The organism is Pedobacter ginsengiterrae, from assembly GCF_039537385.1.
GTDB lineage: Bacteria > Bacteroidota > Bacteroidia > Sphingobacteriales > Sphingobacteriaceae > Pedobacter > Pedobacter ginsengiterrae.
The window spans coordinates 546,609-561,319 of sequence record NZ_BAABAK010000001.1; the positions used below are offsets into that span (position 1 = coordinate 546,609).

Below are 14,711 nucleotides of genomic sequence, written 5' to 3' on the forward strand. Positions count from 1 at the left end.
TTTAACCTACATATTACAATAAACTAACATTTTGATTTTCTATATTTGCAGCCGCCTGCTCCCGTAGTTCAATGGATAGAATTATGGTTTCCGGTACCATCGATATGAGTTCGAATCTCGTCGGGAGCACAAATTAAAAAAGTTGATTATGCATTCATGATCAACTTTTTTTCATTTATCATCTTTACAATTAATTTCTCCTTAGTTTTTGAAAATCGTTTTTCTTACCACAATGTTTGCCGTCAAAAATCTTCTTCGGCTTAAAATAGAACTTCTTGATCGCAAAAAATTATTATTCTAATACGGTTTTAATTTAATTATAACATTTTAGTTATTTGTTTATTAACGGCCTCAAATTTGACTTTTAGATGAGTTGTAACCCGAATTAGAGCAAGACTCGAACCTATATTTGCAGCCTTATGATGCGGATATTACGGAACGATTACTTAAAAAATATTTTCAGTGGCATATTGTTATGTATGCTAGTTGTTAAAATTTTTTCTGTTGCAATTTCTTCGTTTAGTTTGGGTAATGAAGCTTCTGCTTATGAAAAAAGTATAGGCGATAATAAGGATAAGGAAGAAGAAGAATCAGTTGAAAAAGGAAAGAAAAAACTCCTGATTTATGAGTCTTATTCCGTAGATCAAAATTATGTTGTATTTACAAATAGTGCTTTAGTTCACTCCTACTTCCTTCGGATAATATTAGATAATTTCCCATCCAAAAACATTCCCACTCCCCCTCCCGATTATTGTGCTTAAAAATATCTAAAGCCGAATGAATAATTCAGGTACGAAGCATTATAATAATTTCTAAATTTTAAAAATACAAATGAAAAATCATCAGATTGTCGGTGCTCCAACGCCCTGGCAAAGATTAGTACGTTTGCTCCATTTGGAGCGTCGAACCATTAATTACATCTTAATATACGCCATGTTGATTGGATTAATAGGCCTTTCATTACCTCTTGGTACCAGTGCCGTTTTTAATCTACTATCTAACGGCGCCATGTATAGTTCTACTTATATTCTAATTGCAGTAATTCTTGCAGGAATTGTTATTGGCGGCATATTGCTTATCGGGCAACTCACTTTAGTAGAGTTTTTGGAGCAAAAAATATTTACAAAGGCTGCTTTAGAGTTCGCCTTTCGTTTACCACGTATTAAGAAAAAAGCATTAGAAGGCGAAAATCCATCAGAACTTATTAATAGATTCTTCGACATTCTAACAATTCAAAAAGGATTGACCAAGCTGCTTGTAGACATTGTTGCAGCCGCTGTTCAAATATTCTTCAGCGTGATTTTATTATCTTTCTACCATCCGGTTTTTATGGTATTTGGCACTTTTGTATTGATTGTGATAATCGTGATTTTAGCCTTGTATTATCGTCAAGGTGTACAAACCAGTATCGAAGAATCGGGCTTTAAATATGAAGTTGTTGGTTATCTGGAAGAAATTGCCGCAGATTTAGATACCTATCGCCAAAGCAGCAGTAAAAGAAAAGAGATTATTAATCGTACCGATGAGATTACGGCAAATTACATTCAGGCTCGGAACCAACATTTCGGTGTATTAAAAAAGTTCTTTGTTACCGCTGTTGCTATGCGAACTATTTTGATGGGCGCCTTGCTCCTTTTAGGTTCTTATTTTGTTTTTGAGAGACAAATGACTTTTGGGCAATTCGTAGCCGCAGAGGTAATTATCGTACAAATTAGTTATGCTATCGAAAAACTGATGACTAATTTAAATACTGTATTTGATATGGTTACAGGTAGCGAAAAACTTGCTGTAGTAACAGATCTTGAATTAGAGGAAGGAGATGTACACCATGGGTAAGATAAGTAACAATTTGGCGCAGCTAAAAAATTGGGAAGAGCTTTCTGTACATGCTAACAGTAGAATTATCGATGCTAAAGGACCAAAAAGATTAGGCAGAATATTACTTTTCATTTTTGCCTTTTTCTTAGTCCTACTTTTTCTTCCTTATCGCCAAACTATACCAGGACGTGGAACAGTGACCGCTTTGCGACCAGAAGACAGACCTCAAACTATTCAAAACCAGATTGGAGGCAGAATAGAACATTGGGCGGTAAGTGAAGGACAGGAAGTGAAAAAGGGTGATACAATTTTAGTGATTTCAGAAACCAGTCAGTCGTATTTCGATCCTGAACTACCTACCCGATTAACTGAACAACTCGATGCAAAACGAGGAAATGAAATTGCGGCTATACAGAAAATAGATGCCACTAAAGCGCAGATGAGCGCTATGAATAGTGGTTTAAATTTTCAGATAAAAGCCGCGGAGAATAAAGTTAAACAGGCAAAAAATTACGTTAGTATAGATAGTGCAGAACTTTTATCAGTACAAAAATTTTACGAAACTACTAAAGTGCGTTTAGAACGGTATGAAACTGGTTATAAAAATGGTCTTTTTTCGTTAACGGATATTGAAACTCGCAGACTTAAACTTCAGGAGGATAATGCAAAAGTAATCAGTCAACAGAATAAGCTTAGTAATTCAAATCAGAATTTATTAAACGCATCGATCGAACTGGATAATATCAGAGCCAAATATCAAGAATCAATTTCAAAGGCGCAATCCGATATGAGTTCGGCAGTTTCTAGTCGTGCAAGTGCGCAGGGAGATATTGCGAAATTGCGCAACGACATTTCCAATGTCAATATCAGACGAGGCCTATATGTAATTAGGGCACCACAAAGTGGATTTATTGTTAAAACCCTAAAGGCGGGTATTGGTGAAAACATTAAAGAAGGCGAATCAGTAGCAACCTTACAACCCAAATCGCCAATGGTTGCGGCAGAAATATATGTTAGAGCAATGGATGTTCCATTAATTTTAGACACCAGTGATGTACGTTTACAGTTTGAAGGTTGGCCATCGGTTCAATTTTCGGGTTGGCCATCGGTAGCTGTCGGTACTTTTGCCGGCAAGGTATTTTCTATCGATCGGGTAAGCAGTGTAGGCGGAAAATACCGTTTACTAATTAGTCAAACTAATCCACTACCATCAAAAGATGAACCATGGCCGCCACAACTTAGACAAGGATCGGGTGTTTACGGGCGAATAATCTTAAGATCGGTACCGCTATGGTACGAAATATGGAGGCAGCTTAATGGTTTTCCTCCAAGCTTGGAACGAGAACCAGCAAGCGGAATAAAGGATAAAAAATAAATGGGGAGGTTATCAATGAATATTAAGTTAAAACACCTCTGTTTATTTTTTCTGCTTACATTTCTCTTTAAAAAAAATGGTTTTGCGTACGATAAAAGAAAAGAAATATCAGGTATTGACACAGCTAAAGTTTTTACGCTTGAGGATTTACAGTTAATGGTTTTCAGGTTTCATCCAATTATAAAACAGACTGCGTTATTAAGCGAATCAGCACAAGCAAATGTGTTGCAATCGTTAGGTTATTTTGATCCAGCTTTGAAATCGACTTTTGGCCAAAAATTATTTGGCAATACAGATTACTACAATAAATGGAGTTCTGAACTTAAAATCCCTTTATGGCTCGCAGGTGCCGATTTAAAAATTGGTTATGATAGAAATGTTGGCAATTACGTAAATCCTGAAAGCCGAACAAATTCACAAGGTTTATCAGCTATTGGTTTAAGCATACCGATAGGCCAGGGATTAATAATTGATGCCCGCCGCAGCACTTTGCGCCAATCGAAGATTATGGTACAATATGCCCAAGCCGATCAGTTAAAGCAGATTAACAGCATCTGGTACAATATGGTAAAAGATTACTGGAATTGGTACTATGCTTATAAGCAATTTGAATTAATAAAAGAAGGATTGGATTTGGCTCAACGACGGTTTAAAGCATTGAGTACTCAAACTTTGTTAGGTGATAAACCTGCAATCGATTCTGTGGAGGCTTATATAACCGTTCAGGAACGCATGATTCAAAGGGAAAAAACGGCAATAGAGTTGCAAAATGCCAGGCTTGTTTTATCAAATCATCTTTGGAACGAAACTGGGAACCCATTAGAACTTCCTGAAGAGGCTTTACCTCAAAATATAAATGCGGTAAAGTTGCCTGGCAAACTATTGATCGACAGCCTTTTGACTCAAAGTAGTAGCCAACATCCTGAATTAATTAAACTAAAAAGTAAAAGTGCTCAGCTGGAGATTGAAAAAAGTTATCGTCAGGAAATGCTCAAACCAAAATTAAATTTAAGCGGAACGTTAATTTCAAACCGAATAAATTTTACCAATAACATTCCAGGCTATTATGATTTTAATTGGGGCAACTATAAGCTGGGTGTAGAATTCGCGTTTCCACTTTTTCTGAGATCGGAACGAGGGAAACTTCGCGAAGTTAAAATTAAGCAGCAAGAATTGAATTATGAATTACAGCAATCTGGTCGGGAAATCAGGAATAACATCCTTTCTTCTTACAACGATTTGTCTGCCTATTCTTCTCAATTATCGCTGCAGCAAAAAAGCATTCAAAACCAACAGTTTTTAGTTAATGGCGAAAACCAGAAGTTTGCTCTTGGTGAAAGCACGCTTTTCTTAATCAACAGCAGGGAAACTAAGCTGATAGATATGAAAATTAAACAAGAAAGTATGGCAGCTGGTTATCAGAAAACATTGGCTGAGCTATTTTATAAAGCGGGTACAAAGCAGCAAATAAATTAAATTCATAAAAAACCTTTCCTTCAAAAGGAGCAAATAACATCCTCAAATCTGGCGATGAGGATGTTATTTTATTTGTAAAAAATAAATTTCACTAGTGATTCGCATATCACCAAGTTAAAAAGTATAACAATACATTTATTCATTTTCAAAATGGATAAGGAATGATAATCAATTGTAAAAGGCAACTAAGGCTCAAAATAGATATTCGACCAACACGAAAAAAGAATATCAAAAGCCGCATTAAACCTTTTCAATATCCTCCAATGAAAGAATTTTAAATATTAACAAAAAATTGAATTAGCTTTGTAACATTAAATTCTAACTGATTATCATCCCTATCAATCATATTTTTCTAAAACTCAAAATATTCTTGTTTCGCTGGTTTTACAGCGAATACTTTACTGATGCGCTTCGAAATACGCTAACAATTGTATTACCTGTTATTCTATTCTTTTTCCTTGGCGATAAAAGCAGAGCAATTGGCATTGGAGTTGGCGCCTTACTAATCAGTCTAACCGATTTACCAGGTAACAGGGGTAATAAATTCAGAACAGCATGGCTAAGCGTAATATTTTTTATACTTTCTTCAGTTCTTATTACGATAAGTTTAAACCATCCTTTAGCACTCGGAATAGTTATCGTTGTGCTTACTTTTTTGTTTTCAATGTTTGCCATTTTTGGGTTCAGAATGGCATTGATTGGCTTAATGAGTACGGTACTAGGCATCTTTATTCTTGGTTTACGCCCTGCAAATCCGATTATCTTAATTACAAATATCTTAATTGGCGGAATTTGGTATTACATAATAAGTCTATTACAGGTTTGGATTTGGCCTTACCGTTCCATTCATCATGCCATATACGAGTGTTTAACAGGTACAGCATCCCTACTTGCTCTTCGGGCTAAAGCATATGATGAATTATTAAAACCAAAAGATTTTGATGCTCAAAACATTGTTTTACACCTTAAACTAAATGCCAAACAGGAATTAATGCGTGACTTGCTTATTGGCGATAAACAAGCCATGCGTAAAGGAAATTTAAAAGGAAACCGACTTTTAGCCATCGGCACCGATGTTATAGACCTTTATGAACAGGTAACAGCTATTCATCAGGATTATGAGCTTTTACAAAAAGAATTAAAAGAAATTGATGCTTTAAAACACGTTCAATACCTAGTAAAAACGCTTTCGATTGCCCTTTACAAATGCAGTGGCCGATTTTTGGGAAAGGCTGGGTTATCCAAAACACTAATACTTGGCGATAAATTTGAGGCAGACCTCAATCACCTTATTCAATTAACACATTCAAGTTCGCAATCTTTGCCAAAAAAAGTGGCAACTAACATTCAATCAATTGCTAAATTAATTCGAAATATCGATTCAGATATAGAAACGAACAATAAAACTGAATTTAAAAAGGTTGAATACATTGATTTCTTATCTAAGCAGTCACTAAGTATTAACGATATTAAGAATCAGTTTTCGATACATGCTCCAGTTTTTCGTTTTGCCCTTAGACTTTCTATTTTAAGCTTGATTGCAATGAGTATTAATTATTGGATACCCGAACAGCATTATACATATTGGTTTTTATTAACGATCATGATTGTTAATCGCCCAAGTTTCGGGCTTACCAGAAAAAGAAATTCAGAACGTCTTAAAGGAACTGTAATTGGGCTTGTATTAAGCTTTATGCTGATACAACTGTCATTACCAATCTGGCTTCAGCTTACATTATCTGTTTTATCATTACTAGGTTTCTTTGCTTTTAATAGAATCAAATATCTTTTTAGCGTTTTTTGTATTACCGTTATGGTTATACTTTGCCTAAATCTGTATCACGGGAGTCCGCTGTTAATAATTGGCGACAGACTTATTTTTACGCTTATGGGATGCGGACTTTCATTTGCTGCTGCTTATATTTTCCCAATTTGGGAAACGCCAAGAATAAATATGTTAATTTCTGACACCATTGGTGCTAACCACGATTACCTTTTTAGTGTTTTGAATTTTAAGAATGGGAATGGCAATTTGCACCAAACCAGGCTTGCCAGAAAAGTTAGTTATTTAAAGTTTGCTAGTTTTACCGAGGCAATAGAATCGCTGAAAAAAGAACCACAATCTAAAAAATTAGATATGGCAGGATTATTAAATATCCAGGTTCTTTGTTATCAAATTAACGGGCATATTGCGGGCATATTTGCATCTACCGATTTAGCTGATTCAAATAACTCTAATTCGGAAGTTTTAGCAACTTTAGATTATTGCAAAAAAGAAAGTCTAAACTTGGATATTACAGCGATAAAGAAAGGCTTTCATAACAACAACGAATCTTCACCGCTTTTATCTAAACTTGTTTTTCAGCTGAAACAACATTTCAGCTAGCAAATACAAAGCAATTAAGTTATTTCTTAAATAACGCGATAATCTTTTTAACTAAAGTTACAATCGCAACAACAATTAATCCAGCAACTAATCCAAACGCAGCCTCTTTAATTATAGGTGTTATTTGTGGAAATAAATGATGTAAATAATCTATGTTGTGTACAAAAATACCCCCAGATACTAAAATCAAGGCGAATGTTCCGACAACGCTCAAAAATCTTATAATAAGTGGAAGCGACTTAACCAATAAATGCCCAAGTTTAGCAAAGAAACCCTTGTCGTTAGTGCTTTTAATCAGTTTATAACCAGCATCATCCATTCTAACAATAAGGGCAACAATACCATAAACACCAATTGTAGCCAATAATGCAACAATTGAAACTGTTAAAATTTGGATGGTTAAACTTTTATCTAAAACAGTTCCTAGTGCAATAATTACGATTTCTACTGATAATATAAAATCTGTAGTAATTGCAGATTTTACTTTTGTCTTTTCCGCATCTGCACCATCTTCTTCCTTTTCTTCTACAACTTCTTTACCTGTTTTTTGGCGATGAAAAAGGTACTCGACTATTTTTTCGACACCTTCGAAAGCCAGGTAAAATCCGCCAAGAATTAAAACAAATTTAATTGCAATTGGAAAAAACGCATTTAATAATAAAGCTATGGGAACTATTATTATTTTGTTAACTAAAGAGCCTTTAGTAATCGACCACAGTACAGGAAGTTCTCTTGATGATAAAAAGCCTGTAGCCTTTTCTGCATTTACAGCCAAATCATCGCCTAGTATACCCGCTGTTTTTGTTGTGGCTACTTTTGCTGTTACAGCAACATCGTCCATTAAAGCAGCTATATCATCTAAAATCGCAAAAATACCTGAGGCCATACTTATCTAATTTATGAGGCCGCAAATTATAAATTCAGTTTTAAATTTTATCATAAAAGATGATATAAACTGATTGCTTTATATTATAAAAGCTTAATTATAAATTTTAGTAAAACTTTATTCAATTTTTTAGCTTCTTAATTTTGAATCCTACATTTTAAATGTAACTTTGTTGCATTGAATAATTGGACTCATAAATATCGTTATACAATTTTTGCCCGTATTTGGGCGATTTTGCTATTGGCAATTTTTATAAACGCCACATTAATCGAAAGTCTACATCATCATGAATTTGAGCGTGTTTCTGCCTCAAAGCAAAAAGTAAATGTGATAACACATCACGAACAATTAAAAATTTCGGTATTAAAATGTAAACTATGTGATTTAGTTAAACATCACAATCATTTTTATACACTACCTACAGCCAATCCATCTGGTTTTATTTCGGCAAAGCCTGAAGAAAAATCTTCTATTTTTATTTTAGCAAAATCTTCCGCTTTTGTACTCCTTAGCTCTAACAAAGGGCCACCAAGCGTTAATGCTTAATTTCTAAAGGGATTTTTTCCTTTCATAATCTTTAATTTTTTTCTGTTCAATGTCGCAGCCAGATTTGGCATGCGCTAACAAGACTATATCTATATGCTTCAAGCTATCTCATTATCTAAAAACTATCAATCGCATCAGGCTTTAAATCAACTGGATTTAACTGTAAAACAAGGTGAAGTATTTTGTTTACTCGGCCAAAATGGAGCTGGAAAAACAACAACAATTAATTTATTTTTAGGCTTTATCTTACCAAGTTCGGGCAAAATTCTCATCAATAACGAAGAAATAATCGCTACCAGTGATCAGCGGAGAAAACACATTGCCTATATACCAGAAGTGGTAATGCTTTATGGAAACTTAACTGCTTTAGAGAATCTTGACTACTTTTCTAAACTTGCTGGATTTAACTATTCATCACATTCTTTGGTAGAATTCCTTAATGAATGTGGCCTGCAAAATGAAGCGCATAACAAGCATTTATCAGGTTTTAGTAAAGGCATGCGCCAAAAGGTTGGTATTGCCATTGCTCTTGCAAAAGATGCAAAAATTTTTCTAATGGATGAACCCACAAGCGGACTCGACCCTAAAGCAACTGAAGAATTTACTCAATTGGTAAAAAAACTGGCCGGCGAAGGAAAATCTATTTTAATGGCCACCCACGATATTTTTAATGCCGTAAATGTAGCTACAAACATCGGCATTATGAGGCAAGGTAAACTTGTTCACACCATTAAAGCCAGCGAAATAACCGCAGCCGATTTGCAAAAACTTTACCTCCAAACTATTTAAGAAATCAAAATGAAATCACCCAGTAATTATCCTATATTTTTAAAATCATTCTTTGCAATCTTATTATTATCTATAACTATTAATAATGTTTTCGCACAGGTAAAAGTTAATGGCAAAATAACAGATACACAAAATCGGCCAATTGTGCAGGCGACAATCAAATTAAAAAATGGCAAAAACCAACTAAATACCCATTCAGATTCTGCTGGAAATTTTTCAATTACAGCTCCAGATACAGCAACATATTCGCTCAGCGTTAGCGCAATTGGTTTTACCAGTTATAGTTCGATTTTACCAATAAACAAATCCGCTGATTTAAACATCCAAACCATTGTGCTCCTGGTTGCTGACGAAGAATTACAAACCGTGGAAGTTGTAGGCACAAATGGGAAGAAATATTATGGAAATTATTCATTTTCTGCCACCAAAACAGCGGCTTTAAATAAAGATATTCCGCAATCTATCTCTTCTGTTTCGAAAGAATTAATAGCTGATAGACAAGCAGCTGTTTTATCCGATGCAGTAAAAAACGTAACAAGTGTTTCGCAAAGTAGTTATTACAATCAATTCTCCATCCGCGGCATTAATCAGAATGAAGAAGGTGCAATTATAAATGGTATGCGCACCAGGCAATATTACTTTAATCAGCCGTTAACGAATAACCTGGAAAGAATAGAGGTAATCAAAGGTCCTGCAAGCGCAACATTTTCTAGTGTAGATCCTGGCGGAAGCATTAATTTGGTTACCAAAAAGCCACTTGCAGAAGATCGTAAAGAAATCAGTATTTCGGCGGGGAGCTTTAGTACCGTTCGTGGCGCTCTTGATTTTACTGGACCATTAAACGATGATAAAACCTTGCTTTACAGATTAAACATCGGTTATGAGGATAGCAAAAGCTTTAGGGATTTACAACATCGAAAAGGTTATCTCATTTCGCCATCCATTTCTTATATCCCAAATGATAAAACCAGCCTAAATGTAGAAGTTGTTATGAATAACAGCAATTCTCGATTAGACAGAGGGCAGGCAATATTTGGTGCAATTGCAGGTAAAACGGATTTGCAGAGCACTCCGATTACTTTTAATATGGGTGCCAGTAACGATCGTTTCAACAGTCAGGATTTAATGCTAATGGCAAGTTTTTCTCATGCTTTAACAAAAAATATTACCTTCAATGTGGCTTATATGAAGCAAAACTGGACGGAAGATTTGCTAGAACACAGAACGACCAATGCATTTGCAGTAGACGAAAATAACCAGCCCATACCAACATTAGCCGCAATGAGAGCAGTACAAAGGCAGCAAAAATGGGGTACCGATAATTTGAGTACTTATTTGAGTATTAATGGGAACACTTTGAGATTGAAACATAAAATTATTGTTGGTTACGACAGATTAAACACACAAAAATTTAAAGGTGGCGGAGAAAATTCGGCACAAGGATACCGATTAAAGGATGGCACAATTGCCGCTAGATATGAGGTAACTAAAAAAGACCTTTATTTATTCAAATTGGTTAATGGTGTTAATGCACCTGTTCCGAATGTGGAGCATTTTAACTTATCTAATCCAACCTACACCATCAAAAATTTAAGTGATTATGTTTTTACTAAAACTGAAATTCCACCAGCATATTATCTTGTTAATGGGATTTACCTTCAAGATCAAATTAAATACGAAAGGTTAACATTAACGCTTGGTTTAAGGCAAGAATGGTATCAGGATTATAGCAATTATCAGTTAGTCAACGAAAAGAAAATTAAACAACATAAACTTTTACCAAGAGCTGGAATTACCTATGCGGTAACTTCAAATATTAACCTTTACGGCACTTATTTACAAGGTTATCAGCCACAAGGAAATACTTCATCCTTAGTTATTGTTCCTCCTCCTGCTGGCGCAAATTTTAAACCTTTAGAAAGTGATTTAAAAGAGATTGGCGCAAAATCTGAATGGTTAAACAAAAAGTTGATGGTAAATATTTCGCTGTTTGAAATCAACCAAAAAAACCTTTTAATGAATGCCAACGATCCTTTGGATGTAAACCGATTAATTGAGCGTGGTGCTCAAAGAAGCCGAGGATTGGAAATCGAAGCGTCTGGATTTTTACGACCAAATTGGCAGTTCAATGCAGGCTATAGCTATGTTGATGCAATAATTAAAGACGATTTCAATCCAGATTTAGTTGGACAAAGAGTACAAAATACCCCAAAAAATAGCGCAAGTTTTTGGAGTAGGTATGATTTTAAAGGAGCAGGAACATTAAAAGATATTGGATTAGGAGCTGGCGTACAATATAGTGGTACAAAACTTCCACTTTATATCAGAGATTTTGTGCTTCCTTCTTACACTTTGGTCGATGCCGCTTTGTATTACGCTCCATCAGGCAAAAAAGTTCAGCTTGCAGTAAATATGAACAACATTTTAAACAAAACATACTGGGTTGGTGCACAAAACTACCTGCGTCTTTTCCCAGGTACACCAAGAAATGTAATGTTTAACGTAACCTATAGAATATAATGCAAAATACAATTACCGTCATAGCCAGGCAAACTTTTAAATCGGCTGTTGCCAACAAAGCCACACTAACATTTACAATTTTGCTGGGCTTATCGCTTTGCTTAGCAACTTATGTTGGTTGGCAAAATTTCAGACAACAAAATAATCAACGTTTACATTATAAGGAAGTTGTGAGAGCGCAATGGCTTGCCAAGCCTGATAAGCACCCACACAGAATGGCGCATTACGGTTATCTTGCTTTTCGAGAGAAGCATGAACTTAGTTTTTTCGATTTCGGAATAGAGAGTTTTGCTGGTGTTTCTATTTTTTTAGAGGCGCATAAGCAAAATACAGTAAATTTTAGTGAAGCTGGTTTTTCTAATGGCATGCTTCGCTTCGGCGAAATTAGTGTTGCCATGGTACTTCAACTGCTTGTTCCGCTACTTATTTTCTTTTTAGGTTACAATAGTATTTCCGCAGAGCGGGAATCTGGAACGCTAAAAATACTTTTGTGTCAAAATGTGAGCTGGAAGCAGTTGCTTTGGGGCAAAACTTTAGGCATTATTTCCGTATGCCTGTCTATCTTCATTCCAATAATATTGCTTACCATTTTACTTTGGGCATCACTAAGCAATTGGCAAATTACTTTAGATGCAACATTGCGGTTATTAATCCTGATTTTAAGCTATTCAGTGTATTTTTTCGTGGCTTCAGCGATAACAGTTTTAGTTTCAGCATTTCAGCGAAATTCGAAATCTGCACTTATTACACTATTATCTTGCTGGATATTTTTTATGATTATTATGCCTAGGATTACTCAGGCTATTGGCGTAAAAATGCACTCAACACCATCAAAAATAGAATTTGCAGATGCCGTTACCAACGATATTGAGAAACAAGGTGATAGCCACAACCCTGATGATGCACACTACGCTTCGATAAAAGATTCTTTGTTAAAAGCTTATCGAGTTGATGATGTAAAAAAACTTCCGTTTAACTATGGTGGCTATATAATGGCCGAAGGCGAGAAAATCACTTCTGCAATTTATAGTTTGCATCAAAAAAGACTTAATCAAACTTTTGAGAAACAGAATGGCGTTACTACTATAGCAGGCTTTCTAAATCCTTACCTGACGCTTAAAAACATTTCTATGGCACTTACGGGTTCTGATTTTAGAACTTACGTAGATTTCCAAAATCAGGCTGAACTTTACAGATACGGGCTGGCTCAAAAAATGAACAAACTGCAGATTGATAAAATCAGTAATATCTCTCCTGCATCAAATGGTAAACCGCTTGCAATAAGCAAGTCCAACTGGGCACAACAACCAGATTTTAATTATCATTTTAACACGGTAAGTACAGTTTTAGTTAATGAACTGTTGCCTTTAATTTCACAGCTCTGTTGGTTACTTGCTGCAATTCTATTCCTTCAATACTCATCAAATTGGGTTAAAACAATTTAAAAACATGAGAAATAGCATATATAAACTAGAATTTAAATTATTTTTCAGAAATCCTTCGTCGCTAATTGGTATTGCAGTAATACTTTTATCAGGTTTTATTGGGCTTTATCTTGGCAAAACATTTATTCAGAAACAAGAACTGGTAATTGAGAAAGCATCTGCTCTGCAAAGGAAAAACACCTTAACCAATGTAGAACATTTCGGAGATGAACTCGGGCTCTTGCTCTTCCATAATAAGTTTTCAATAGCTAATGTTCCTAATCCATGGGCTGCATTTGCAAACGGACAAAGAGATGTAAATCCTTACCTAATTTCGGTAACAATGCTTGGACTTGAAGGTCAAATTTATGATACTGACATTAACAATCCAGTAACCTTGCTCTTAGGTAATATGGATTTAAGTTTTGTATTTATTTTTCTGTTTCCTCTTGTAATTATTGCATTTAATTATAACCTGCTTTCAGCTCAAAAAGAAGGGGGCGTTTGGTCATTACTAAGGTCACAGTCTGATAAATCGCTAGGTATTATTTGGAAGAAAATGTTGGTTAGAATTGCTGTAATATTTTCAGTTGCCTTTCTATTAATTATTTCAGCAATAATTTATCTTGGATTACCAATTGATTTTACCTTAGCAATCACCTGTATAGTAATTATACTTTATTTAACCTTTTGGTTTGGAGTTTCATTTTTATTTATCTCGTTTAATAAGTCTTCAAACTTTAATGCATCTGGATTGGTTGCAGTTTGGGTTATGCTTTGCATCGTAATTCCTGCATCTGTAAATCTGTTTTTAACGCAGAAGTTCCCTGTGCCAGAAGCTTTACAAAATGTAATTAATCAACGTGAAGGGTATCATGAGAAATGGGATAAGGCAAAAGAAGTGACAATGAAACCATTTTTTGAACATTATCCTCAGTTGAAAAAATATCCTTTTCCAGAAGAAAAAGCATTTAGCTGGTATTGGTATTATGCCATGCAGCAAATGGGCGACGATCAGGCTTTTGAAAGTAGAAAAGCTGTTGAGCGTAAACTTCAATCAAGACAAGATTTTACCAGAATTATTGCGCTTTTCTTTCCATCAATTCAAACCCAAATTGCGATGAATGAATTGGCTAGTTCTGATTTAAATGCGCATTTGAACTTTCAAAATTCGGTTAGAAAATACCATGAGCTAATAAGATTAAACTTCTACCCGAGCATTTTTCAGGAAAAATTGGTAAGATCGACAAACCTCTTAGATTATAAATTACAAAAGTATAATCCAAAGCAAATCAGAACGGTATGGTCGGGTCTTTTTTCGATTTTAACTTCGATAATTTTGCTATTCAGTATTGCTTATCTTAATTTTAAAAGAGGGAAATTTATAGATTAAAGTATAAAAAAAGAAAAAAGCCCTCGGATACTAAGAGGGCACTGAAAAAGTAGACATAAAATTTGTCTTCAAACAGAAAAGCGGATGAATAGCTCTTA

At 34.9% G+C, this 14,711-nt stretch carries 11 protein-coding genes and 1 tRNA gene; 11 read left to right on the plus strand and 1 reads right to left on the minus strand.

The window, feature by feature from the left end; genetic code table 11:
- The first annotated feature begins 57 nt into the window (after positions 1-57).
- The 6 genes from ABD692_RS02105 (at position 58) to ABD692_RS02130 (ending at position 7,055) form a co-directional block, all read left to right on the plus strand.
- Positions 58-129 (plus strand) — tRNA-Arg (locus ABD692_RS02105).
- Positions 130-479: 350 nt separating this feature from the next.
- Positions 480-761 (plus strand): hypothetical protein, encoded by a 282-nt coding sequence (locus ABD692_RS02110; protein ID WP_344764526.1) that lies wholly within the window; start codon positions 480-482, stop codon positions 759-761.
- Positions 762-831: 70 nt separating this feature from the next.
- Positions 832-1,836, plus strand: a complete 1,005-nt coding sequence (locus tag ABD692_RS02115) for an ABC transporter transmembrane domain-containing protein (protein ID WP_344764527.1) — start codon at positions 832-834, stop codon at positions 1,834-1,836.
- A complete protein-coding gene (locus ABD692_RS02120) occupies positions 1,829-3,193 on the plus strand; it encodes an HlyD family secretion protein (protein ID WP_344764529.1) in 1,365 nt (454 codons plus the stop codon). The genes ABD692_RS02115 and ABD692_RS02120 overlap by 8 nt, the downstream gene beginning before the upstream one ends.
- A 15-nt stretch (positions 3,194-3,208) precedes the next feature.
- Positions 3,209-4,669 (plus strand): TolC family protein, encoded by a 1,461-nt coding sequence (locus ABD692_RS02125; RefSeq protein ID WP_344764531.1) that lies wholly within the window; start codon positions 3,209-3,211, stop codon positions 4,667-4,669.
- A 370-nt stretch (positions 4,670-5,039) separates the two neighbouring features.
- The gene (locus ABD692_RS02130; RefSeq protein ID WP_344764532.1) at positions 5,040-7,055 is read left to right on the plus strand and encodes an FUSC family membrane protein; all 2,016 of its coding nucleotides are present in this window, start codon (positions 5,040-5,042) and stop codon (positions 7,053-7,055) included.
- A gap of 19 nt (positions 7,056-7,074) precedes the next feature.
- Here the strand turns inward: ABD692_RS02130 and ABD692_RS02135 are convergent, their stop codons facing one another.
- Positions 7,075-7,941 carry a DUF808 domain-containing protein gene (locus tag ABD692_RS02135; protein WP_344764534.1) on the minus strand — a complete coding sequence of 289 codons (867 nt, stop codon included), beginning with the start codon at positions 7,939-7,941 and terminating at the stop codon, positions 7,075-7,077.
- 177 nt (positions 7,942-8,118) lie between these two features.
- On the opposite strand from ABD692_RS02135, the gene ABD692_RS02140 reads away from it, so the two are divergent.
- The 5 genes from ABD692_RS02140 to ABD692_RS02160 all read left to right on the plus strand — a co-directional run bounded on the left by ABD692_RS02140 (position 8,119) and on the right by ABD692_RS02160 (position 14,613).
- A complete protein-coding gene (locus ABD692_RS02140) occupies positions 8,119-8,487 on the plus strand; it encodes a hypothetical protein (RefSeq protein ID WP_344764536.1) in 369 nt (122 codons plus the stop codon).
- Positions 8,488-8,580: 93 nt separating this feature from the next.
- Positions 8,581-9,276, plus strand: a complete 696-nt coding sequence (locus ABD692_RS02145) for an ABC transporter ATP-binding protein (RefSeq protein WP_344764538.1) — start codon at positions 8,581-8,583, stop codon at positions 9,274-9,276.
- 9 nt (positions 9,277-9,285) lie between these two features.
- Complete coding sequence (locus ABD692_RS02150) at positions 9,286-11,796, plus strand: TonB-dependent siderophore receptor (protein WP_344764539.1); 2,511 nt, start codon at positions 9,286-9,288, stop codon at positions 11,794-11,796.
- Positions 11,796-13,241, plus strand: a complete 1,446-nt coding sequence (locus ABD692_RS02155; protein WP_344764541.1) for an ABC transporter permease — start codon at positions 11,796-11,798, stop codon at positions 13,239-13,241. The genes ABD692_RS02150 and ABD692_RS02155 overlap by 1 nt, the downstream gene beginning before the upstream one ends.
- Before the next feature lie 4 nt (positions 13,242-13,245).
- A complete protein-coding gene (locus ABD692_RS02160; protein WP_344764543.1) occupies positions 13,246-14,613 on the plus strand; it encodes a DUF3526 domain-containing protein in 1,368 nt (455 codons plus the stop codon).
- The last annotated feature ends 98 nt before the right edge of the window (positions 14,614-14,711 follow it).

Bases quoted from the DNA above. Each gene is read 5' to 3' on its own strand.
- ABD692_RS02110 (WP_344764526.1), top strand. From the start codon at position 480: ATGCTAGTTGTTAAAATTTTTTCTGTTGCAATTTCTTCGTTTAGTTTG.
- ABD692_RS02115 (WP_344764527.1), top strand. From the start codon at position 832: ATGAAAAATCATCAGATTGTCGGTGCTCCAACGCCCTGGCAAAGATTA.
- ABD692_RS02120 (WP_344764529.1), top strand. From the start codon at position 1,829: ATGGGTAAGATAAGTAACAATTTGGCGCAGCTAAAAAATTGGGAAGAG.
- ABD692_RS02125 (WP_344764531.1), top strand. From the start codon at position 3,209: ATGAATATTAAGTTAAAACACCTCTGTTTATTTTTTCTGCTTACATTT.
- ABD692_RS02135 (WP_344764534.1), bottom strand. From the start codon at position 7,941: ATGGCCTCAGGTATTTTTGCGATTTTAGATGATATAGCTGCTTTAATG.
- ABD692_RS02145 (WP_344764538.1), top strand. From the start codon at position 8,581: ATGCTTCAAGCTATCTCATTATCTAAAAACTATCAATCGCATCAGGCT.
- ABD692_RS02150 (WP_344764539.1), top strand. From the start codon at position 9,286: ATGAAATCACCCAGTAATTATCCTATATTTTTAAAATCATTCTTTGCA.
- ABD692_RS02155 (WP_344764541.1), top strand. From the start codon at position 11,796: ATGCAAAATACAATTACCGTCATAGCCAGGCAAACTTTTAAATCGGCT.
- ABD692_RS02160 (WP_344764543.1), top strand. From the start codon at position 13,246: ATGAGAAATAGCATATATAAACTAGAATTTAAATTATTTTTCAGAAAT.